Source organism: Paenibacillus sp. A3M_27_13 (assembly GCF_024213315.1).
In the GTDB taxonomy this organism is placed as follows: domain Bacteria; phylum Bacillota; class Bacilli; order Paenibacillales; family Paenibacillaceae; genus Paenibacillus; species Paenibacillus polymyxa_B.
The window spans coordinates 8,772-33,442 of sequence record NZ_JANAVE010000016.1 but is presented as its reverse complement, the minus strand read 5'-3'; the positions used below and the strand labels follow the sequence as shown (position 1 = coordinate 33,442).

Below are 24,671 nucleotides of genomic sequence, written 5' to 3'. Positions count from 1 at the left end.
AAAGATAGGAGGCTTGTATGTTGAAGAGTGATCGCGCATGGCAGCAGGAAGCAATCGCTGAGGAGTTACTGGCAGTGTTAGACGGCTTAATACAGGCACCGGAGTCTGTGAATGCGGAGGCAAACTTTGTCGAACTCGGAATCAATTCGATTCTGGCGGTCGAACTGGTGGAAACCATCAATGAGCGGCTGGCGTTGAACCTGGGGATTGAGGTTATATTCGATTACCAGAATGTCTTTGAATTGGCGGCGCATATCAGTGAACATAAGCCGGCTGAAGGGGATGGCCGGCAGCGTAATCAGGTTCGGGACTTGGGCCAGGAGATGCAGAAGACGAGCCTGGCGGCCGTTGAAGACCGGTTGAAGATGGTTCTTGCCAGGTTGTTGCGAGAAGAGCGGTCGGAGGCTAATCTCAATGCAAGCTTTGTTGAGATGGGGATCAATTCGCTCCTGGCAGTTGAACTGGTGGAGGGGCTGAATGCTGAGTTTAGGCTTCAACTAGGAGTTGAGGTTATTTTTGATTACCAGGAAATTAAGGAATTGGTTCCATTCATCCATAGGCAGATTGCCGGAGAGGAGGAGTTATCGCAGATTCAACAGGCTGCACCCACCTCCGAAGAAGAGGGAAGCGTCGAAGTTGCCCCAGCCTTTCCCGCTGCATCGGGCAAACCAGATGACATTGCCATTGTCGGTATATCGGGCCAGTTCGCCGGCGCGGAATCCGTGACGGAGTTTTGGCAGCATTTGCAGGCTGGGGACGATTGCATCCGGGAAATTAGCCGTGATGGCTGGAGAACCGATGATTACTACGACAGCGATCCTGCAAAGCGGAATAAATCGGTTAGCAGATGGGGTGGCTTGCTTGCCGACATTGAGGCATTTGACCCGTTGTTCTTCAATATTTCGCCGTTGGAAGCGGAGCTTATGGATCCGCAGCAACGGCTGTTTCTTCAGGAGGCCTTCAAGGCGTTTGAAGATGGCGGATTCCCGATGGAACAGCTCTCCGGCCAAAAAATCGGCGTGTTCGTCGGCGGGCGAGCGTCGGACTACAAAGACCGGACACTAGAAGCGGAAGAAATCCGTTCGCAAACTTTTCTCGGCAATGATATGGCGATTCTCGCGGCACGGGTTTCTTATTTTTTAAACCTGAAAGGCCCAAGCCTGTCCATTGATACAGCCTGTTCCTCCTCACTGGTTGCCATTCATCTGGCATGTGAAAGTATCCGTAAAGGAGAGTCGAAGATGGCTTTGGCGGGAGGCGTCTTCGCACTAAGCTCTCCCGAATTTTATATTATGGCCTCGAAGACGAATATGCTTTCGCCGGACGGCAAATGCAAAACCTTCGACAATTCGGCCGATGGAATTGTTGCTGGTGAGGGTGTAGGCGCGGTAGTGCTTAAATCATTGGCAGACGCCTTGGTCGAGGGGGACTTTATATACGGTGTCATTAGAGGATCGGCGATGAATCAGGACGGCAGAACGAAGGGGATTACAGCGCCAAGCATGCTGTCGCAAAAAGCGCTGCTTGAGGAGGCGTACAGAAATGCCAATATATCACCGGAAACGATTAGCTATATCGAAGCCCATGGTACCGGCACAAAGCTGGGGGATCCCATTGAAATTAAGGCATTGACAGAAGCCTTTCGGACGTTTACCGACCGTAAACGGTATTGTGCGATCGGTTCACATAAACCGAATGTCGGGCATACGATTATGGCGGCAGGCATGGGTGGAATCTTCAAAATTATAATGGCCATGAAGCATCGGCAAATTCCTCCTACTATTCATGTGGATCAGGTCAACGAACATATCCGTTTGGAGGACAGCCCGTTCTATCTAAATACAACGCTGACGGACTGGCGGTCCGACGCCGGCGTACCGCTGCGGGCAGGAGTCAGCTCATTCGGATTCAGTGGAACCAACTGCCATATGATTCTGGAAGAGCCCCCGTTAAGGCACCGGCCGGCGGGCGAAGCGTACACTCCCAGCTACCTGTTTCCGCTCTCGGCGAAGAGCGAAGAGGCATTAAGCCGTAGGCTGTCTGGCTTGAAGCACTGGCTTGAGCATGACGGGGGCGGCGCCGCATTGGTGGATATTGCCTACACGCTGTCCGCGGGCCGCAGCCATTATCCGTTTCGCTGTGCTCTGGCCGCCTGCAGCCGAGAAGAGCTTCTTAAAGCACTGGAAACGGTGATATCCTGCGGGACCAAGCCTAAAGATCAGGGCGGAGTGACCGACGAATCTGTTCTTAGCGTCAAAGGCGGCCGGATCATGGAAGAGCTCGTTTCGCGCAATTGGTCTCCGGACTCTTTTATGAACAATCTTAAAGAATTAGGCCGCTTGTATGTGCAGGGATATGACCCGGATTGGGAAAGTCTTTACCGAACGGCAGGCTGCCGCCGCATTCCGCTGCCATCGTACCCGTTCAGCAAGGAACGTTATTGGTTTCCGGTTCACGGGAAGACGGAGCCCACATCCCGGCAGTTTTCCTCAAGCGCGATTCATCCTCTTTTGCAGGAAAATGTGTCAACCATCAAAGAACAACGGTACCGCTCGATATTTACAGGCGATGAGTTTTTCCTGGCGGATCACGTCGTGAAAGGAAAGCGGGTTATGCCCGGTGTAGCATGCCTGGAAATGGTGCGTGCGGCCGCCGAATTGTCCGCCGGGGATTCAGGTACAGACCAGAAGAGTATTGTAATCAGGCAAACGGTGTGGCCGCGGGCGATTGTTTCAGCAGGAGCGCCTCTTCAAGTGAATATCGGGCTATCGATGGAGAACACCGGCGAGATTTTATTCCATGTATACAGTCAGGACGAAGAACATGGGGCGGATCCGGTTGTACACGCACAAGGAAAAGTGGCATTTACCACTGCGCCTGCTCCTGCATCGGTAAACTTGCATGTGCTGCGCGGCGAATGCAACCGCGACCTGCTTGACGCGGAACAGTGCTATGCGCTGTATGCAGCGATGGGCATTGATTACGGTCCGGGCCACCGGGGCGTGAAGGCGATTTATCTCGGAGATGGGCATGTGCTGGCCAAGCTTGCTCTGCCGCAAGCGCTTGCCGGTACCGAGAATGCATATGTCTTGCATCCAAGCATGATGGACGCAGCGCTTCAAGCATCAGTGGGCCTGCGCCTAAACGAAGCCACAATGAAGATGGCCCTGCCCTTTGCCTTGCAAGAACTGGTAATTTATTACCCATGCTCTGCCGCAATGTGGGCAGCTATTCGATACAGCGAGGGAAGCAACGCCGGTGACAAGGTGGAGAAGCTAGATATCGATTTGTTTGATGAATCGGGGTTACTGTGTGTGCAGATGAAAGGATTCTCGACGCGTGTATTGGAAGGCGAGGTGTCGTTACAGGAACACTCTTCTGGCAGCCAACCGCTGCTGCTGCATCCCGTCTGGCGGGAACGTCAGGCGGAGGCGGCAAATCAGACTATTTCCTATGCCCGGCGGATGGCCTTCTTTTGTGAGCCCAACGGAGTGGAACATGAGACGCTTGCATCGCTGCTCTCCGGTGTCGATTGCTGTGTTTTGCGAGAAGATGTTGGCAATGTGGCGGAGCGGTACATGAGATATGCGATAGACCTGCTGGAGCAGGTGAAAGGCGCTATGGCAGAGAAACGGAACGGCAAATTGCTGTTGCAGCTCGTTACGGTTAACCGTGGGGAAGGGAGAGTTTTTGCAGGACTGGCTGGTCTGCTTCGTACGGTCCGGGTGGAGCACCCGAATCTCCTCTGCCAACTGATTGAGGTTGATCTCGGTGAATCGGCCACAAGTATAGCCGATAAGCTGAATACGGATAGCCGTCATCCCGGCGACTTCCACATCTGTTACCAAAGCGGAGTGAGGCATGTGGCCGGCTGGGAGCAGACGGCGCATGAGATTCCCGAACGTATGCCTTGGCGTCACCACGGGATTTATTTGATTACAGGCGGCGCCGGAGGATTGGGACGGATATTCGCTGCAGAAATTGCGCATCAAGTGAACAGCCCCTGCCTGATATTGATCGGAAGATCACCGATGGATGCCGGCAAGCAGGCCATGCTGGAGGAACTGCGGAGGCTGGGCGCACAGGCGGTATACCGGACAGTTGATGTAGCTGACTGTATGGCCGTCGAAGGACTGATTGCAGACATTGTGGGGGAATTTGGCGGGCTTCACGGCATTTTTCACGGCGCTGGCGTACTCCATGACGGTCTGATCGTCAACAAGACGGAGCAGCAAATGCGCGGGGTGATGGCGCCGAAGGTTGCCGGTCTCGTTCATCTTGATCAGGCCAGCAGCCGGTTGCCGCTTGACTTCTTTTATATAGCTTCTTCGGTGGCTGGAAGTTTGGGGAATATAGGACAAGCCGATTATGCTGTGGCAAATGCATTTATGGATGCCTATGCGCTTTACCGCGATGGGCTTGCGGCCGAAGACCGCCGTAACGGCCGGACTTTGGCGGTCAATTGGCCGTTATGGAAGGAAGGCGGCATGCGTGTAAATGAAGCGGCCGAGGATCAATTGCTTCTCCGCTGGGGGATGGTTCCCATACAGACGGAAACAGGGATCCGTACGTTTTACCGGTGCTACGGCTCGGGTAAAACCCAGATCATGGCCATGGGAGGAGATGCTGCGCGGATTCAGGAGAGGCTGCTTGCGCCAGTACCTGTTGGCGTGATGGATGCCGGTTCTGCGGTTGCCTTGCCAGACGCACAGATCCATGAGCTTGTGGAAAAGGAACTGGCTTCAGCCGTATCCCGGCAGTTGAAGATTCGTCCGGAGCAAATCCGTGAGGACAGCGAATTTACCAAATACGGATTTGATTCCATTACATTTACGGAAATGGCTAATAAGTTGAACAAGGCGTACAAACTGGATTTGACGCCGACGATCTTTTTTGAATATACAACCATCCGTGCACTGGCCGAATTTCTAGTCCGTGATTATCCTTCGGCATTTACAGCATTGTTGCCCGGTAAGGAGGACACTGGGCGGGCAACCGGAACGCCTGAAAGCTATGTAGTACAGGTGCCGGTTACGAATCAAGTTGAGTCCTGCCGATTGCCCGATCACTCCGGTATAGACCCCGCTATAGTTGCACGGAAGCCTGCTCAGGCGGAAGGAATAGCGATTGTCGGCATCAGCGGCAAATTTCCAATGGCGGACAACCTGGAGGCGTTTTGGAACAATTTGCTGCAAAGCAAAATATGCGTAACCGAGGTGCCGGAAGACCGCCGGAAATGGCGTATTGGCGAGCAGGCGGGGGGCAAGCGCTGGGGCGGCTTTATTGATGGGGTTGACCGCTTCGACCCATTCTTCTTCGGCATCTCCCCCCGCGAAGCGGAGCTTATGGATCCACAGCAAAGACTGCTGCTGATGGAAGTGTGGCATGCCTTGGAGGATGCGGGAATGTCGGCGGATGCGCTGTCTCAGCGTTCAACCGGCGTGTTCGTAGCTGCAGGGCCAACCGAGTATCAAAATATTCCTTATCATGAATCGCTCGCCATGACGACTGTTGTTCCGTCGATGATTGCCAACCGGATTTCATTCGCCTTCGATCTGCGGGGCCCCAGCGAAATTATAGAAACGGCGTGTTCATCAACATTTGTCGCCCTTCATCGTGCAGTGGAAAGTATTCGCCGGGGTGAATGTGACCAGGCGGTAGTGGGAGCGGTCAATTTACTGATTGCTCCGGACAGCTTCATCGGATTCGAAGCAATGGGATACCTGAGCCCCGCAGGCAGATCCATGTCGTTTCAAGAAGGGGCTGACGGCTATGTGCGCAGTGAAGCCGTTGGCGCCATGGTGGTCAAACCGCTGAGCCTGGCACTGTCGGACCATGATCATATTTATGCTGTAGTCAAGGGCACCGGGGTCGCGCACGGAGGACGCAGTATGTCGCTAACCGCACCAAGTGCGGCCGGAATGAAGTCTGCGATGCTTCAAGCCTACCGGGCTGCCGGAATTGACCCGGCCACGGTGTCCTATATCGAAGCCCACGGCATTGGTTCTCCGCTGGGGGACGGCATTGAGATCAGTGCATTGAAATCGGGTTATCAGGAGCTGGCCGGCGAATTTGGCGCTCCGGCATCGGAGGGGGACGCCGAGCGGTTCTGCTATATCAGCAGCTTGAAGTCTAACATTGGTCACGGCGAGGTGGCTTCAGGCATGTCGGAATTATTCAAGGTGCTGATGGCGATGCAGCATGGGGTGATACCCGGCATCGCCCAATTTACGGAGCTGAATGGGAATATCTCACTGAAAGGCAGCCGATTCCGGATCGCGTCCGAGAACCGGCAGTGGCTGCCTACGTCCGATGAGGCCGGAAATCGCCGGCCGCGCCGGGCGAGCATCAGCAGTTACGGGTTCAGCGGAGTCAACGCCCATACCGTATTGGAGGAGTACATTCCGGTTCCGGCAGCCGCTTCCCCGGAGTCAGAGCCGCAACTGGTCGTGCTGTCGGCGATGACCCGCAACCAGCTGCAAGCTTCCGCAGCCAAGCTCCTGGAGTATGTGGAAGCGCGGGAACCGCTTGTGCTTTCCGACCTGGCGTATACTCTGCAGGTGGGCCGGAAAGAAATGGACAGCCGGCTCGCATTGGTGATTCAAAGCAGAGATGAACTTTTGGCAGGACTGCGGAACTATCAGTTATTGGCCGGAGCAGGCGGGGAAGAGCAGGACAATACTGTTCGACTGTATACCGGCGAGTTGTCGGAAGGGGACCCCGAATTGCGCAGTCTGCTGTCCGGAAGAATCGGAGATACTATTCTGAACACCCTGCTCGGAGACCGCCAATATGAGAAGCTGGCGCTTTATTGGGCCAAAGGGGGCAGTTTGCCATGGAATCGGCTGCATGGAGGACGGTCTGTCTATAAAATATCGCTCCCAGCCTATCCGTTTGAGCAGGGCCGCTTCTGGATTGGGTCGGCTGCCGCAGAGCGTGCGGAGCGGACAAACGCTTTTGTTCCTGTCACTTCACCAAGCCAAGCTGCTCCGGAAATACAAGGATTGCCTGATATTCGGGGACTTATCGGTGAAGTGTTAGGCATCCCGCCGGCAGAACTTTCGGTTCGTAAGCCGCTGTCGTCAGCGGGTTACAGCTCGATACAGGCGGTCACCCTGCGCTTCAGGATTGCAGAGGCCTACCGTTTGGAGGTGCCGCTGGCTTTATTAAATGAACGGCAGACCGTGGAGCAGCTCGAAGAGAGCGTTCGTCACTGGCTTGTCAGCGTGGATGCCGAAAAGCTTTTACCGGGTATAGATACCGCGCATGCAGGTGCCGAACGGAGCGAGTCTGCCGATGAAAGGGCGCTTCTCCCTGTGCTGGTCCCAGATCCCGAGAAAAGGTATGAACCGTTTCCGCTTACCGACATGCAGGAATCATTCCTGACGGGACGCAAGCTAAAAATCGGCGGCGATCCCGCTGGTTGCCATATTTATTTGGAGTGGGAAGCGGCGGATCTGGATATTTACTGGATGGGAAAGGCATGGGAAGCACTGGTGGCCCATCACGATATGCTACGTTGTGTAATTCTGCCGGAGGGAAGGCAGCAAGTGCTTGAGGTGGTGCCCTCCTATACTATAAAAGCCGCAGATTTACGGAGAAAAAGTGCACCGGCCCAGGAAGAAGCTCTTGCGAAGACGCGGAACGCTATGTCTCACAAGGTATATGAGACCGGCCAGTGGCCGTTGTTCGATATCCGGATCAGCCTGTGCCCGGACCAGCGTTATCTCGTTCACTTCAGTATTGATGAATTTATCATCGACGCAAGTGGCTTAATTATGCTCTTGCAGCAGTGGAAGCATCTTTATGAACGGGGCGCTGGCGTTTTACCGGGGCTGGAGATTAGCTTTCGCGATTACATTGCAGCGATTAAAGCGTTTGAAGGCTCGCCGCGCCACCGCCAAGATTTGGATTTCTGGGAGAATAAGCTGCACGACATGCCTTATGGTCCACTTTTGCCCACGCGTAGCGATCTTGAATTAAGCGGAATGGATCGATACCAGAGAACCAGACTTACTTCCATTCTGCCCGGAGAGCAATGGGAGCGGCTCAAGCGCAAAGCGGACAGCGGCGGAGTGTCTCCAACCATCGTGCTCCTTGGAGCATTTACCGAGATTCTCCGCGCTTGGAGCAAACAGAGCACTTTTTCGCTGATCCTTACGCTGATGAACCGTGTTCCGATTCATCCACAGCTTGATCAAGTGCTGGGTCCGTTTCTTTCTTCAAGCCTGTTCATCATTGAGGAGGACGGAGGAGAGGCGTTTATCGATCGTCTGCTCAGCCATCAGGCGCAATTGTGGGCGGCTCTCGACCATAGCAGCGTCAGCGGTGTCCGCGCGCTCCGAGAGCTGAAGGTTAGCAACCGGATGTACGGAACGTCATCCTTGCCCGTAGTGTTTACATCGCTTATCAACAGCGGGACTGCAGCCGGCGAGAGCAGTTTTTTTGACCAGGTCAGCTATATGGTCACTCAAACGCCGCAAGTGTACCTGGATCATCAGGTTCTGGAAAGGGCTGGAGATCTGGTGCTGAATTGGGATGTGGCTGAGGGAATGTTCCAGGAAGGCACTATGCAGACGATGTTCGAAGAATATTGCGCTCTGTTGGGCAAGCTTGCCTCTGCAGAGGATGTATGGCAAGAATCCATCCTTACGGAGTATGCAGCGGAAGGGAAACGGCGGGAGCACTTGCCTCTAGCGTCTAACACAGTAACAGGAACGCCGGCAATACCGGATGACAGCCCCCGCCGGGTATTCGAACTCCCGGAGGGCCTAACATTCGAAAGCAATCCCCAGGACCGTTACAAGCCGTTTCCGCTAACGGATCAGCAGCAGGCTTACGTATTCGGACGCAGCGCATATATGGCCGGCGGCAACAGCAGCTGCCAGTTCTATCAGGAGATTGAAGCGGAGCAACTCGACCGGGGCAAACTGGAAGAGGCCTGGAACTGTTTGGTGCGGCTTCATCCGATGCTTGCGACCGTGATCCGCCCGGATGGGGTCCAGCAATTGCTGGAGCATCCGCCCGAATATCGGATCGAATGGAGCGACCTGTCGGATCAAAGCGAGGCGGAAGCGGAAAAAGCACTTCAATTGACGAAGCAGATAATGCTCGACAGGGTGTTTGATCTGAATGTTTGGCCTTACTTTGAGCTCCGGGTGTCGGTGCTGCCCGGGGGGCGTTACCGGATTCACTTCAGCATCGACATGTTGATTGCGGACGGCTACAGTATTCAACTGCTCCTTGCCCAATGGCTTAACGGGTACGAGCAATCCGGCACAGAGCCTTCGCCGACCGCTGGGCTGTTTCGCGATTATGTCATGTCATTGCAAATTTATAAAAAAACCGAAAGCTATGCCCAAAGCATGAGATATTGGGAAAGCAAGTTTGCTGCATTGCCCCCCGGACCTAATCTGTCCTCGACAGCGGGAAGCACAGCAGGTGGTCAACTAGATTATGTACAGTATCATGGCGTCCTTTCCTCCTGGCATACGTTGAAAGAGCGCGCAGGCAAGCGCGGAATGGAACCGGGAATGGTACTGCTGACCGCCTTTGCCGGAACCCTTGCAGCCCAGTTGAAGCATGAGCCCTTTACAATCGCCATACCATGCTGGGACCGTCTCCCGCTCCATCCACATATGTATGAGACGGTCGGTGATTTTACCGCCATGAGCTGGGTGTCCTTCGGCACCGACTCCAGAAGCTTCGCAGATAATGTTAGACGCTGCGGAGAAACTGTTCAAGCGGACTTATCGCATATGGCAGTGAGCGGGCTGAAAGGGTTGCGCAAGGCTGCTATGCGCAGAGGAGGGGAAAGAGGACCGCTGTTTCCGGTTGTCTTCACCAATCTGCTGCCGCAAGGCGGACTCGTTTGGCCGGAGAAATTCAAGAAATTGAATACCATCACCAAAACACCGCAGGTTTATCTGGACCATATCGCCGAAGAGCGCGGCGGCAAGCTTTACTTTCAGTGGGATGTGCTGAGAGGCGTGTATCCTGAGCAGATGATCAAGGAGATGTTTTCCAGATATGTGTCCACCCTAGAGGCGCTTGCCTCCTCAAACGGATATTCATGGCATGAATTCGGCTGGAACGAGCTGGTCCAGGAAAAATCTATGGATTATGTTGTTCGCGGCCAAGGCCATAACGACGAAAGGTATGTGATACGATGAACATGCTGCAAGCAGATGAACAGTCGGAGAAGCGGTGCTTGCATGAACTGGTCGAGGAGCAGGTGCAACGAACTCCCTGTGCCACGGCGCTTCTTTTCAATGGGCAGACACTCTCCTTCGCCGAACTAAATGAACGGGCGAACCGTACCGCTTGGTATCTGCGGGGCATCGGCGTTGGTCCCGACAGCATCGTAGGCGTCTTCATGGAGCGTTCTCTGGAGATGGTAGTTGCGCTGCTCGGAATTTTGAAAGCGGGAGGGGCTTATCTGCCTCTAGATTGCGAATCTCCGGGAGAACGGCTGGCATTTATGCTGGAGGACGCCGGGGTAAGCGTTGTCTTCACCCAAGATAAACACGCGCATAAGCTGAGCGGGTTTGACGGCACAGTAGTCTGCCTGGACAGTGAATGGAAGAGCATGGAAGATGAACGTGGGGATAATCCGGACGGCCTGGCGGCTCCCGGCAATCTGGCTTATGTCATTTACACATCCGGTTCCACCGGCAAGCCGAAGGGATGTATGCTACCGCACCGGGCAGTCTGTAACCGACTGTTGTGGATGCAGCGGCAGTACAGGCTAAACGACGGAGATCGGGTGCTGCAAAAAACCCCATTCACGTTTGATGTATCGGTGTGGGAATTTTTCTGGCCGCTGCTTTCCGGAGCCTGTCTTGTGCTGGCCAAACCGGATGGTCACAAAGACAGCGATTATCTGGTACGGCTGATTCAGCAGGAACAGTTAACGGTATGCCATTTCGTTCCATCCATGCTGCGCTTTTTCTTACAAAATTCTAGCGTGCTGCATTGCCGCACACTGCGGCATGTATTCACAAGCGGGGAAGCGCTTCCTTTTGAGTTGGTAGCTGCTTTCAAGCAAAAGCTCTGTGCACGATTGCATAATTTGTACGGCCCGACTGAAGCGGCTATCGATGTTACGTATTGGGAGTGTGAGGAGCGGGAGGACCGCAAAGTTCCGATCGGCCGCCCGATCGACAATATTGAGCTGCATATTCTGGATCATGCCCTTAGGCCGGCGGCGGAAGGCGAACTGTATATCGGCGGGATCGGGTTGGCCAAGGGCTACTTGAACCAGCGGGAATTGACAGCAGCTTCCTTTATCCCCGATCCTTTCAGCGGAGTAGAGGGGGCCAGAATTTATAAAACCGGAGACCGCGTGCGTTATCTGGCTGACGGCATGGTGGAATATTTGGGCCGGATCGACTTTCAGGTTAAACTTCGCGGCAACCGGGTAGAGCTGGGCGAGATCGAAGCGGTACTGCGGCAGCATGATGCGGTCGCGGATGCCGCCGCCATGGTCAGGGACGAAGAAAGCGGTGATCCCAAACTGATCGCTTATGTTGAGCCCTGCGGGGTATGGCCCGATGTCAAAGAGATCCGGTTATTTGCCAAAAGCAAGCTGCCTGGTTATATGGTGCCAAACCGTATCGTATATATGAAGGCGTTGCCAGTAACGGCCCACGGGAAATTGGATCGCAAAGCGTTGCCTTGGCCTGTCGATACTTCTGATTTTCCCGCCGAATCTTCTGCACGGCATGCTGAAGCCGCTGTTGATGGCGTAGCCTGGCTGGCAGACATTACGGCCGGACTGCTGGAAGAGATGAAGCAGCTGCTGAAAACGGATCAATTGAGGGCAGACGATGATTTGTTCGACAATGGGGCTACTTCGCTGACGATGGTTCAGGTAGGAGAAAATCTAAACCGGCAGTATGGAATAGCTGTACCGATCGAAATCTTTCTTGATGAACCCACTGTGGCGGCCATAGCGGGATACATTTCCCGAACCGGCAACTTCCCAAACAAATCGCCGCAGGCGCTTAACCGTGGGGAAATTGACGGAGCTACAGGCAGCATAGCTGCGCCGTCCTTATGTCTGGGCCCATCGGTGGGGCGTGCGCCTGCCGAAACTTCCGAGAGTAAAGTGCTGCGTGAATTGACGGCTTATTTAGCCGATGCGCTGTATTTGAAAGAAATCCTTCCCAGGGATGACTTGTTCGATCAAGGCGCAACTTCGTTGACAATGGTGCAAATCGTGGAGAACATCCAGGGGAGGTATGGCGTTGCGGTTCCTGTCGATCTCTTTTTGGATGAACCTAACCTTGCAGCGGTATCGGCTTATGTCGCGCAGCGGATTGCTCCCGGACATGGGGAGGGGGAACTGCCGCGGATACATGCGGCCGAAGTTGAGATTCAGGAAACGCAAACACTAAATGCGACGGACACTACAGATAACGGTGCAATCACGGAACTCTCCCTCGCGTCCTTTAACCCATCGGCATACAGCCAGGGGGAAACGGCGCGGCGGTTTGCCAGCAGCAAGATTCCGTTCCGGTCTTTCAGCAGAATGATATCCTGGTTGGGAGCGTGTGAAGAAGCGGACGGCGGCAAGTATAAATACCATTATCCGTCTGCGGGAGGTCTGAATGCCATTCAGACCTATATTTTCGTTAAAGAACAAGCAGTGGAGGGCCTGCAGGGTGGTCTCTACTACTTTCATTCCGAGCGACATGTGCTGGCTCTGATTAATGGCCGTTTTGAGCTGGAACGGGCGGCATTTATGCCCCGCGATCGGACCGTGGTAAATACGGCCGGATTTGCATTGTTTTTTATTGCGCAGATGGATGCCATTGTGCCGATTTACCAGATGGGCAGTCAGGTGCTCGCAACGGTGGAGGCGGGGTACATGGCCCAACTACTGGTAAGCAGACAGGAAGATTGCGGACTGGGCGTTTATCCAGTGACAGGCCTCGATTTTGGTGCAATACGTGAAGGTATGCATCTCAATCAGGGCCACCGTTTCCTGCATTGTATATTGGGTGGTGTGCCGGACTCTGCTGCAGACAGCGGACAGATGCAGACGCTGGCTGAATACTTGCGGGAAACGGGTGAAACTTCTACAACGCATTTTACAGATGCCGCCAACGAAGGCGCGTACGCCGAATGCCTCGATATTGAGTCGATTTCGCAGTGGGATCAACTGCAAATCATGAGCCCGAAGGAACACTTTAGATTTATGGCGAAACGGCTGCATCTCCGGGAAATCGTGGGGGAAGCGACAGTACCCTTGGAGCGTATGCCATCGGCCAATGGACGTTATGAGATGCGTGCTTGCCAACGGAACTATCAGATCGGTCCAGTACCGCTAGAGCGGCTTGGGAAGTTGCTGACGCTGTTCAGACCGCAGACGACGGAAGGAATGGACAGGTATTTGTCTGCAAATGCCGCCGGAATCCGCGCGGTAAGCATATATCTCTACGCCAAGGAAGGCGGTATCGAGAATCTGGAGGAAGGCATTTACCGTTACGACGCCGTTTTGCACTCGCTGGTAAGAATGTCTTCAGCGACCGAGGGATTCGTCAAGCAGATTCATACACCATTCAACCGCAAGCATTTCCAATCCTCGGCGTTCAATTTGTTTATGATCGGCCGGCTGGGCGATCTGGAGCCGATCTTCAAGGGAGAAAGCCTGTATTATGCTCTACTGGAAGCGGGATACATGGGTCAGTTGTTAATGGAGCGCCAAGCCGAATTCGGCATTGGCGTATGTCCGATCGGCGGGCTGAAATTTGAGCGTGTTCGTGTAGGATTCAAGCTGGGCGACAAGGATGTGATGCTCCATAGCTTCACTTGCGGTAAGGTGAATCAAGCGCTGCCTGCGGGATGGAAACGTCTGGAGGATCATCCGTCCCTGTCCCAGGTATCGCCGGAACGGATGCCGTTGGCTTTGAAACGGAGGGTTATTCAGCACGATCTGGCAATCATTGGCCTCAGCGGCAGCTATCCCGGAGCTCACAGCCTGGAGGATTACTGGGAACTGCTTCGAGGCGGCAACAGCGCGATATCTCTACTTCCAGATGAACGCCGAAAGCTGTGGACAGGCTCTCTCCCTGCCGCTCCGTACAATGGAAGCAAAGGCGGGTATTTGGAGCATATCGATTGCTTCGATAGCCTGTTGTTCCATATCTCTCCCGGAGAAGCACGTACGATGGATCCGCAGGAACGGCTCGTTCTGGAAGCAGCATGGGATTGTTTGAGCCATGCGGGCTATACAGCGGAAGGATTGTCGCGGACAGCTGGTTCTATAGGCGTATTTATGGGCGCGATGTGGAGTGATTACCAGAATCGGGGCAGCGGCCCCAGCGACGATTCTCTAATGGAGCAGCCGATGGCCTTCCACTCGTCTATCGCCAACAGAGTTTCCTATTACTTTAATTTGGATGGCCCCAGCATAGCGGTCAATACATCCTGCTCTTCGGCGGCTACGGCGATTCACCTTGCCTGCGAAAGCATCAAGCGGGGCGAGTGCGATGCCGCTCTCGTCGGCGGCGTCAATTTGATGACGGATGAGTATCATGAGCTTCTGTTGAAGAGCATCGACTTTTTGTCTAAGGACGGCGAGGGGCGACCTTTCAGTGCCCAAGCCTCAGGCTGGCTGGCTGGCGAGGGCGTCGGAGTCATGCTGATCCGGCCGGTGGAAGACGCGGAGCGGGACCGAGACAACATTCTCGGTGTGATTAAGGGGACGTCCATCAGCCACACCGGACGTACAATGCGATTCGGTGCACCGAACGCTTCTGCAATGGCTGCTTCGATGCGAAAAGCATTGAATAACGCAGGCGTGGAGGCTTCCTCCATCAGTTATATTGAAGCGGCTGCGGCAGGCGCCGGAATGGCCGATGCCGCCGAAATGCAGGCGATTTCCGAAGTGTTCGGCAATATAAAGCGCTCAGAAGGGCCGTGCCGCGTCGGGTCGATAAAAGGCAATATCGGCCACTTGGAATCTGCCTCGGCGATGTCCCAAATAACCAAGGTTCTTTTGCAAATGCAGCATGGCCAGTTGGCGCCCACGCTCCATTGCTTGCCGCTGAATCCGCTGGCTGCGTGGAAAGCAGATGAAATAACGGTGGCCGACGAGCTTGCGGATTGGAAGAGCAACGACGAACGGCCTTTGCGAGCGCTGGTCAGCGCTTACGGAGCAACGGGGTCAGGCAGCCATGTCGTTCTGGAGGCGTACCGCAATGCGCCTGAGGCCGGCGGGGCGAAGAGGGAGACTGGACCGCTTGTCATTCCGCTCTCAGCCGCCTCGGCCGAGCAGCTTGATTTGTCGGTTGCGAGACTATCCGACTGGTTGGGAGAGCGTGAAACGGTAGCGTTATCCGACATTGCATATACTTTGCAGTCAGGCCGGGAGGCTCTGGAAGAGAGACTTGCTATAGTGTCTGTAAGCGTGTCGGAGTTAAGAAACAAACTGCAGCAATACAACCGGGGAGAAGGCAATGTCGCAGGCCTTTACCGGGGCAGTGCCGGAACCAGATCCAAGCCGCGCAAAATTGACGGAGCGGACCCTGTGACGGCAGCCAAGCGCTGGGTGCGAGGTGATCTGGTGAACTGGGAATTCCTACAACAGGGTACCGAGCGCAAATTGCCGATGCCCGGATATCCGTTCGCCAGGATCAGCCACTGGCTGGACGATAAACCTTCTGCTGTAATGGAGGTTTCAGCATCCGCCGAAGCCGAGGCTCTAAGATCGCCGGAAGGCGATACCTCTGCGGCTGGTCATTTGCTACCCGGTCTGGAAGGATACCTTCTAGGCATATTTGCCGAGATTTCGGAAATTCCGGAGGACCGTTTGAATATGAATACTCCCCTGGAGAATTACGGTATCCATTCCATGATGATTACAAGGCTGAACGGCAGGCTGGGGCGTGATTTTGAGGAGTGCCCGAAGACGTTGTTCTTTGAATGCAGGACTTTGCGTGAAGCTGCGCAATATTTATGTTCAACCTATCCCGTACAAGCCCGGAAGCTGCTTGGTATCGGTCCAGCGCAACTGGGAGATGAAGCCGCTGCCTTTCAGGCTCCGGGCAACTGCAAACCGAGGGGAATGCAAACCCTTTGTCTGCCGGACGTCGGGAGTGGGCCTGTTCCCGCAGGCAACTTACGCTGTGTAGCCATCGTAGGAATGGATGGGCGGTACCCCCAAGCGGAAACCCTGGATGAGTATTGGAAAAACTTGCAGCAAGGCATCGACTGCATCACGGAGATTCCGGCAGAACGCTGGGACTACCGTCCGCATTTTGATCCTGGACAGCGGAATCCTGGCAAAATGTATAGCAAGTGGGGAGGATTTATGGCAGATGCGGATGCATTCGATCCGCTGTTCTTCAATATTTCTCCCAAAGAAGCCGAAATTATGGATCCGCAGGAGCGTTTGTTCCTGCAAACGGTCTGGCATACATTCGAGAATGCGGGTTATAGCCGCGAAGCGATGCAGAGCGCATTTGGCGGACGTGTCGGAGTGTTCGTCGGGGTTATGTATGCCGAATACCAACTGTACAATGCTGTCCGCCATGAAGATGAAGACGCCGATCCGGTTTCAGTCGTTTCTGCCTATGGTTCAATTGCCAACCGAATATCTTACTTTTTTGATTTTCATGGTCCCAGCATGGCCGTCGATACGCTCTGTTCTTCATCACTGACGGCGCTCCATCTTGCCGTTGAAAGTATTAAACGGGGTGAATGCGAGGCTGCCGTTGTTGGCGGAGTCAACTTGTCCCTTCATCCGGCCAAATATTTGATGCACTCCCAGATGTCGATGTCCTCTACGGATGGCCGTTGCCGCAGTTTTGGCGAAGGCGGCAACGGTTTTGTGCCCGGAGAAGGGGTCGGGGCTGTGCTACTAAAGCCATTGGACAAGGCGATTGCCGACGGCGATCATATTTACGGCGTTATTAAAGGTACGGCGGTCAACCACGGTGGCAAGACCAACGGTTACACCGTACCCGATCCGGTGGCTCAAAGTGAGCTGATTCTCGCCGGGCTGCGCCAGGCAGAGGTGGATGCGCGGACAGTCAGCTATGTCGAGGCGCACGGAACAGGAACTCTGTTGGGAGATCCGATCGAAATTGCAGGACTGACCCGTAGCTTCAGGATGTTCACCGGCGAAAATCAATTCTGCCCGCTCGGCTCTGTGAAGTCAAATATCGGCCATTTGGAAGCGGCTGCCGGAATTGCCGGGCTTACGAAGGTGCTGTTGCAAATGCGACATCGCCAGCTGGTTCCATCGCTGCATGCCAAGCATTTAAATCCGAATATCGATTTCACGCAGACGCCGTTCATGGTGCAGCAGGAGTTGGCGGAATGGAGACAACCTGAGCTAGAGCAAGACGGGAAGACCATTGTCTATCCCCGCAGGGCGCTGGTGAGCTCATTTGGTGCCGGAGGCGCCAATGCGACGGTCGTGCTGGAGGAATACGCCGCTCCCTTGCGGCCGCTGCCGGAGGAGACAGTATCCCGTCAACTATTTGTGCTGTCCGCAAAGAGCGGGGAGCAACTGCAGGAGTATGCCCGGAGATTGCTGCAAACCGTCCACAGGACAAATGAAGCGTTGAAGACGAGTATGAGTTTGCAGCAGATGGCCTACACCCTGCAAACCGGAAGAGAGCCCCTGGAAGAACGGCTGGCCATTGTCGCCGGTTCGTTCGCCGAACTTGCTGGCAAGCTGGAGCAGGTGAGCGACGGGAAAGAAACGGTTTCCGATGTTTACCGTGGCCAAGCCAACACCCGGCGGGAATCCATGCATCTGTTTGCGGAAGACGAGGACATGCGGTCGACGGTAGAGGCTTGGTTGCGCAAAGGGAAGCACGGCAAGTTGGCGGAACTATGGGTCAGAGGCGTTCCGCTCGAGTGGCGCCTGCTTTATACGGACGGGCTGCCATCCAAGGTCCCGCTGCCTGGCTATCCCTTCGCTAATGAAAGATACTGGCTGCCGGGGAGTCGCAACGCTTTTGCAGCGTCGGAATCCGTTGCGGCTGCCAATCGGCTACCTGCGGCTATGGACTTGGCCGAACCGACTGCAATGCAGGAAGATGCACCCGCAATCCTGGAGGAAGTGTGGGCAGAGCGGGAAATAGAGTACTCACCGGAAGCAACTGACGCCGTATGGAGGACAGTGGTCTTCCTGTTAACTTCCGCTGATTCGCAACGAGTTGTGCTAGACACGATGCGCAGCCTTGCGCCGCAGATTAAGGTGATTATCGTTGCGGCCGACCATGCCCTGCAATCGGGACCGACGGCATATATAGTGGACGAGGTTTCATCACAAGGATTTGGAACAGCTTTGCAAGCTGTCCACAGTGACCATGGCCCAGTCGATGCCGTTGTATGTGTTTGGCCGGTGGAAGCGAGAGAACAGCTTCGTAATATTGCTGGCTTGTCTTATGCGGTGCAGGGCATAGCCGCTTCCGGTTTGAGACCGCGCCGACTCTATTGTGCATCGTCAGCCATAGACGGTCTTGATCGTTGCTATACAGAGGGCTGGATTGGATTTATCCGCTCTCTCTCATTGGCGTTGCCTCATACGCGTTCTGCCGTCATCGGCTGCGAAGCAGCGGGTGGCACCGCCGATACGATGGATCGCTGGCTGGCCTTGCTGTGGACGGAAATGCAGGGTGCCAAGACAGAAAGTGTTATTTACCGTGGAGGCGAGCGTTATGCCGCTTGCCTGAAAACGGCAGCGGCGCCTCTGGATGGTCGCATGCTGAAATCTGGCGGAACATACTTGATCACCGGTGGCCTGGGGGGACTTGGGCTGTTGCTAGCTCGCCATATGGCGATGAAGCATCCGGTAAACTTGATTTTGGCTGGCCGGTCGCCGCTGGATGATCATAAACGTTCGCAAATCAGCGAGCTGGAGGAGCTCGGCAGTTTGGTGTATTATGCCCAAACCGATATTACCGACGCCAAGTGGTTCAAGATAGAGATACAGAAAGCCCGAAACAGATTCGGGAGAATCGACGGCATGATTCATGCGGCAGGCGTTTTGGGGGAAGAGGACATTTTAGGAAGAACGGCCGAAAGCCTGCAAGAGGAACTGGCGCCCAAAATCGACGGAACCTTGGTTCTTGACGAGGTGTTGGGGGATGAACCGCTGGATTTTATCTGCTACTTTTCTTCGGTCGCGGCTGTGCTGGGAGACTTCGGTTCATGCAGTTATGCGGCAGGCAGTCGGTTTCAACTGGCTTATGCCAGCTACCGCAACGAGCTGCGTCAAAACGCAATGCGCCATGGAAAGGCCGTCGCTATACTGTGGCCGCTGTGGCGGGAAGGAGGCATGCATGCCGGCAACGCTGCGAAAGAGGAGCGATATTTGCAGTACAGCGGGTTGCGTTACCTGGAAACGGATGAGGGACTTTCTCTGTATGATCAACTGCTCTCTACCAGCGGCTCCCACAGCATTGTTCTTCCCGGCCGGCCTGAGCGGATCCGGGAACTCACAGTCACAGCAGGGGAAACGAGTAGAGAAGTCCCGCTCCATTTGAACTCGCCCGGCCATGCGGCGGAGCGGGAGCGGGGGTTGGAACTTTTCATTAAGAATGAACTGAAGCAGCAAATCAGCCGTATCTTAAAAATCCCCTGCGACAAACTGAGCTATGAAGAGAGTTTTTCTGGCTTCGGTTTTGATTCAATCAGCCTGATCGATTTGGCAAGAGGCCTATCGGATCGTTTTGGTATTGAAATAATGCCACCGCTGTTCTACAACCACTCTACCATTGCCGCGGTCGGTAATTACTTGCTTCTAGAACACGGGGAATCCATGCTCCGGAATTACGCCGAAACGGTAGCCGGAGGAGTCGAGCCCACTAGTGTGCCATCCCAACCCGGCAACCGAACTGAAGCGGCGGGGGTATCATTAAGGCCTTTAGACGCAGAGGGCAGCGTCGAGGGTGCAAGTACGGCCGATGATCGCCCGGCGCTTGCAGCGGAGGGAATTCCGCAGGAACTGGAGGCTATAGCGATTATCGGTATGAGCGGACAGTTCCCGATGGCCCGCAACATTGAAGAGATGTGGGAGATCTTGAAAGCAGGCCGCGAAGCGGTTCAGGAAATTCCGGGCGAGCGTTGGGAATGGCGGAGCATCGCCGGTGACCCGATGCTTGAAGTGGGAACCACTAACTGCAACCGGGGGGGCTTTGTGCCGGGTGCTGCGGAGTTTGATCCGGGATTCTTCGATATTTCGCGCCGGGAAGCCGAGCTTATGGACCCGCGCGGGCGTCTTCTGCTTCAGGAAACATGGAATGCTCTGGAGGATGCAGGCTATGGCCCCAATCAAATCGCTTCGGGAACCGTAGGCATGTTCGTCGGTCTTGAACAAGGGGATTATGCGCTGCTGGCTGCGGGAAGAGGGAACATAACATCGCATAGCAACGCCGTTCTTGCCTCTAGACTTGCCTATTTCCTCAATCTCGACGGTCCGGTCATGGCGATCGATACGGCATGCTCCTCGGCGCTGGTGGCCGTCCATCAGGCTTGCATGAGTTTGCGAAACCGCGAGAGCGATACGGCGGTTGCAGCCGGAGCCACTGTCATTGCCGCTCAAGAAACGTATGTGGGCATGAGTCAGGCCGGCATGTTATCCGATGACGGCAAGTGCTTCGCTTTCGACCAGCGGGCGAACGGACTGGTTCCGGGCGAAGCGGCAGCGGCCATTATTCTGAAACGGCTAGCCGATGCCGAAGCCGACGGCGATCCGATTTATGCGGTAATCAGAGGCAGCGGTATTAACTATGACGGCAAAACAAACGGGATTACAGCGCCGAACGGGGCTGCACAGAGCAAATTGCTTCGCACAGTATATAAGCGCTATGGAATTCAGCCAGAAGAGATTGAGGTTGTGGCTGCGCATGGAACCGGAACAAAGCTGGGCGATCCCGTTGAGTTCAACGCGCTATGTGATGCTTTTAAAACCTATACCAGCCGTGAACAATATTGCGCCATAATCTCCAATAAAACGAATTTCGGCCACACGCTTGGGACCTCGGGGCTTGTAAGTTTAATTGGGATGGTTCAGTCCTTGCGGTTCGAATGTATTCCGGCCACGCTGAATTGTGAGCAAGATAATGAATACATCCGATGGGAGCGAAGCCCTTTTTATCTGAATAAAACAGCCAAGCCTTGGCCGAGCAGAACGGGGAAGCGCCGTTTAGGTGCGGTCAGCGCGTTTGGGATGAGCGGCACCAATGCTCATGTTGTTGTCGAAGGTTACGAAAAGCGGCGGGAACCGGTTGAAGCGGGGACTCCGGCTTATTTGCTACTGTTGTCAGCCAAAAGCGAAGCTGCGCTTGAGGGCAAAATAGCCGATCTTTTGGCTGTATTGCAGCATGGCGGGAAGGAAACCCCGGATTTGGCCGAACTGAGCCGTACACTCCTGGAGGGCCGTTTCCATTTTCTCTACCGCTGTGCCGTCGTCGTCCGCAACTGCGAAGAGGCTGTATCCGCTCTGCTTCAATCCGGCAGCCAATCACAGCCTCCGGGTTTGTACATGGACGTAGTGCAGCGGGAATTCAGCGGCACACAAGACATTGCCCGTTATGGCGAAGAACTGTTGGAGCAGAGCCGCGACCAGCTTAAGCGACCTGAATTGTATTATGAAACCTTGCTCTCCCTTGCCGAGCTTTACTGCCAAGGATATGACCTGGTTTGGAGCAGACTCTTTATGAACTGCGGAGTGCACCGTGCTCATGCGCCAGGCTATCCCTTTGCGAGAGAGCGTTATTGGCTGTCGCGTATTATCCAGCGCCCCCTCGGGATGCTGCAACCGGAGTCGGCGGCACCATCTCTTGTGAGGAGGGCCGCAGAAAATATACCGTTGCAAGCGAATCGGCAACCGGCAGAGACGACAATGCGGAAAGATATTCCCGCCGGACACAAACTGGCTGCATTGGTTGAGCCGGAAACGGTGGATGTTCCCGCGGAAGCCGCAGCTTCCTTGTCTGCTGCAGCAAGGAAGCGGGGTAAAATAGCGCTTCGCCCACTGAGCGGGCTGATCCCCGAACAGAACGAAGCTTTTGAGCGGACGAAACCGTTCGTCTCGCTAACTCCCGTGTCAAAAAGCCCGGATGGCGTTCGGCCAGCTGGACTTAAAACAGCGCTTGAATTGCCTGCGCTAATGCCGATGCCGGTGGCTCCCAGTGGCGAAGAGACAGAAGCGTTGGCGGTTGAACTGTGCACCAGTCTAGGTGAGGCTTTGTTTATGGAGCCGGATCTGGTGGAGGCCGACAGACCTTTTATTGAGCTGGGGATGGATTCGATAGTCAGTGTCGAGTGGATTCGGTCGGTGAATAAACATTACGGCACTGCAATTGCCGCTACCAGAATATACGATTATCCGACGGTCCGCATGTTTGCCGGGTTTCTGGCCAAGGAACGGCGCCGTTTAAAGAACGAAGTTCCTGCGGCGAACAGGCAGGCTTCCACGCAGTTGGACACCGACGTTCACACCGCGTCGGTTGCGGACCCGGAGGACCATCTACTTGAAGAACTTACGGTATCCCTGGCCGAAGCCCTGTTTCTTGAACGGGAAGCAGTAAGTCCGACTCGGCCGTTCATTGAACTGGGAATGGACTCGATAGTCGGTGTCGAGTGGATACGGTCGGTGAATAAACGTTACGGCACTGCAATTGCAGCTACCAAAGTATACGATTATCCGACGGTCCGCATGTTTGCTGGGTTTCTGGCCAAGGAACGGCGCCGTTTGGAGAACGAAGTTCCTGCGGCCGACAGGCAGGCTTCCACGCAGTTGGGCACCGACGTTCATACCGCGCCGGTTGCGGACCCAGCGGACCATCTGCTTGAAGAACTTACAGTATCCCTGGCCGAAGCCCTGTTTCTTGAGCGGGAAGCGGTAAGTCCGACTCGGCCGTTCATTGAACTGGGAATGGATTCAATTGTCGGTGTGGAATGGGTCCGCTCGGTGAACAAACGGTTTGGAACCCAAATCGCGGCAACTAAAATCTATGACTATCCGAATCTGGCCGAGTTTACGGCATATGTGGCCAGGGAGCATGGGAAGGCATGCCCTCCTGCCGAAGGGAAGCTGGTCGGGCTTGGCAAACGGACCGATCCGCCTACTTTGGATGAGGTGCTGGATCTGCTTTATCGAGGCGAGATTGAACTGGCGGAAGCCAATCAGCTTTATCAATTTATACAAGAGAAGGGGACCGCGAAATGAGTAAAGAAGAATTGTTGACGCTGGTCATAAGCCAGATCTGCGAGGTACTGCCGGAGTTGTCGGGGCATTCGTTTCAGCCGAGTGACCGGCTGGCTGATCTGGGCGCCAACTCGTTGGACCGGGCGGAAATCGTAATGATGGTCATGGAGGCGTTGTCGTTACAAATTCCGCGCGTGGAATTATTTGGCGCCCGCAACATAGGAGAACTGGTGGATGTCCTTCACAGCAAACATGAATCGGTTTGAGCCGGTCATTACTGGAGTCGGGGTAGTTTCTGCGATAGCTCAAGGGAAGAAGGCGTTCGCGTCCGCCCTTATGGAAGGGCGGCACGGCTTTGACGTGATGAAGCGACCCGGACGGCAGAAACAGACCGCATTCTTGGGAGCGGAGCTGCCGCCGCTTCGGTTACCGGAGCGCTTCACGTCCCGTCAACTGCGTAATTTATCCTTAACGAGCCAAGCCGCCTTGACGGTGCTACAGGAGGCTTGGGACGATGCCCGTCTCGGCGGCGTAGAACCGGAACGTATTGGGCTGATCATCGGCGGCTCGAACTTCCAGCAGCGCGAACAATTGCTGGCCTATGAAGCTTACGCTGAGCGTCTAGCGTTTCTGCGGCCTACATACGGACTTGCCTACATGGACAGCGATTTATGCGGGATATGCACCGAACATTTCGGCATTCATGGGCCGGCGTTTACGCTTGGCGGCGCTTCGGCCAGCGGCCAGGCGGCAGTGATTCAGGCCGTCGAAGCTGTACGCTCTAAGCAAGTGGATGTCTGTATTGCCCTGGGAGCGCTTGCGGATTTGTCTTACATGGAATGCCAAGGGTTTCGCTCGTTGGGGGCGATGGGGAGCGACCGTTTCGCCGACGAACCGGCCGCCGCCTGCCGTCCTTTTGACCGTCTGCATGACGGCTTTATTTACGGCGAGGCCAGCGGAGCGGTAGTTGTAGAGGATGCCGCTTTCGCCGCATCCCGCCAAGCGAGAATGTACGCTACGATTACAGGCTGGGCCATCGCCTCGGACGGCAACCGCAATCCCAATCCTTCCTTAGAGGGAGAGGTGCAGGTGATCCGGCGGGCGCTGAAGCAAGCCGGCCTGCCGCCTACGGCTATTGATTACGTCAACCCGCATGGCACCGGTTCGGTGCTGGGCGATGCAACCGAGCTAAACGCACTGCGCGAGTGCGGACTTGCGCATGCACCCATCAATGCAACCAAGTCGCTGACCGGACATGGCTTAAGCGCAGCCGGAACAGTTGAACTTATTGCTGGTCTGCTGCAGATGGAGGCGAAAACACTTCATCCAACGCGCAATCTGTTTGAGCCGGTCGATGACTCTTTTAACTGGGTACAGGAACGGGCAATTCAGTATCCGATGACAAGAATGCTAAAGCTAAGCCTGGGATTCGGTGGGATCAATACAGCGTTATGTCTACAAAAAATCTAATACACGCAACACCAAGGAGGGTCAT

The 24,671-nt window shown here is 54.9% G+C and carries 4 protein-coding genes; all 4 read left to right on the top strand.

Going from position 1 to position 24,671, the window contains the following annotated elements; genetic code table 11:
* Nucleotides 1-17 precede the first annotated feature (17 nt).
* From NLX82_RS27175 to NLX82_RS27160, 4 genes are read left to right on the top strand one after another with little or no spacing between them, the layout of a single operon-like run.
* Complete coding sequence (locus tag NLX82_RS27175) at nt 18-10,172, top strand: SDR family NAD(P)-dependent oxidoreductase (protein ID WP_254349293.1); 10,155 nt, start codon at nt 18-20, stop codon at nt 10,170-10,172.
* Complete coding sequence (locus tag NLX82_RS27170) at nt 10,169-23,197, top strand: amino acid adenylation domain-containing protein (RefSeq protein WP_254349292.1); 13,029 nt, start codon at nt 10,169-10,171, stop codon at nt 23,195-23,197. The genes NLX82_RS27175 and NLX82_RS27170 overlap by 4 nt, the downstream gene beginning before the upstream one ends.
* The gene (locus NLX82_RS27165) at nt 23,194-23,442 is read left to right on the top strand and encodes an acyl carrier protein (protein WP_090739058.1); all 249 of its coding nucleotides are present in this window, start codon (nt 23,194-23,196) and stop codon (nt 23,440-23,442) included. Before NLX82_RS27170 ends, NLX82_RS27165 begins: the two co-directional genes overlap by 4 nt.
* Nucleotides 23,411-24,646, top strand: a complete 1,236-nt coding sequence (locus NLX82_RS27160; protein ID WP_254349291.1) for a beta-ketoacyl synthase N-terminal-like domain-containing protein — start codon at nt 23,411-23,413, stop codon at nt 24,644-24,646. The genes NLX82_RS27165 and NLX82_RS27160 overlap by 32 nt, the downstream gene beginning before the upstream one ends.
* Nucleotides 24,647-24,671 lie beyond the last annotated feature (25 nt).

Excerpts from the sequence above, each read along its gene's own strand:
- NLX82_RS27175 (WP_254349293.1), top strand. The coding sequence starts at position 18 with ATGTTGAAGAGTGATCGCGCATGGCAGCAGGAAGCAATCGCTGAGGAG.
- NLX82_RS27170 (WP_254349292.1), top strand. The coding sequence starts at position 10,169 with ATGAACATGCTGCAAGCAGATGAACAGTCGGAGAAGCGGTGCTTGCAT.
- NLX82_RS27165 (WP_090739058.1), top strand. The coding sequence starts at position 23,194 with ATGAGTAAAGAAGAATTGTTGACGCTGGTCATAAGCCAGATCTGCGAG.
- NLX82_RS27160 (WP_254349291.1), top strand. The coding sequence starts at position 23,411 with ATGTCCTTCACAGCAAACATGAATCGGTTTGAGCCGGTCATTACTGGA.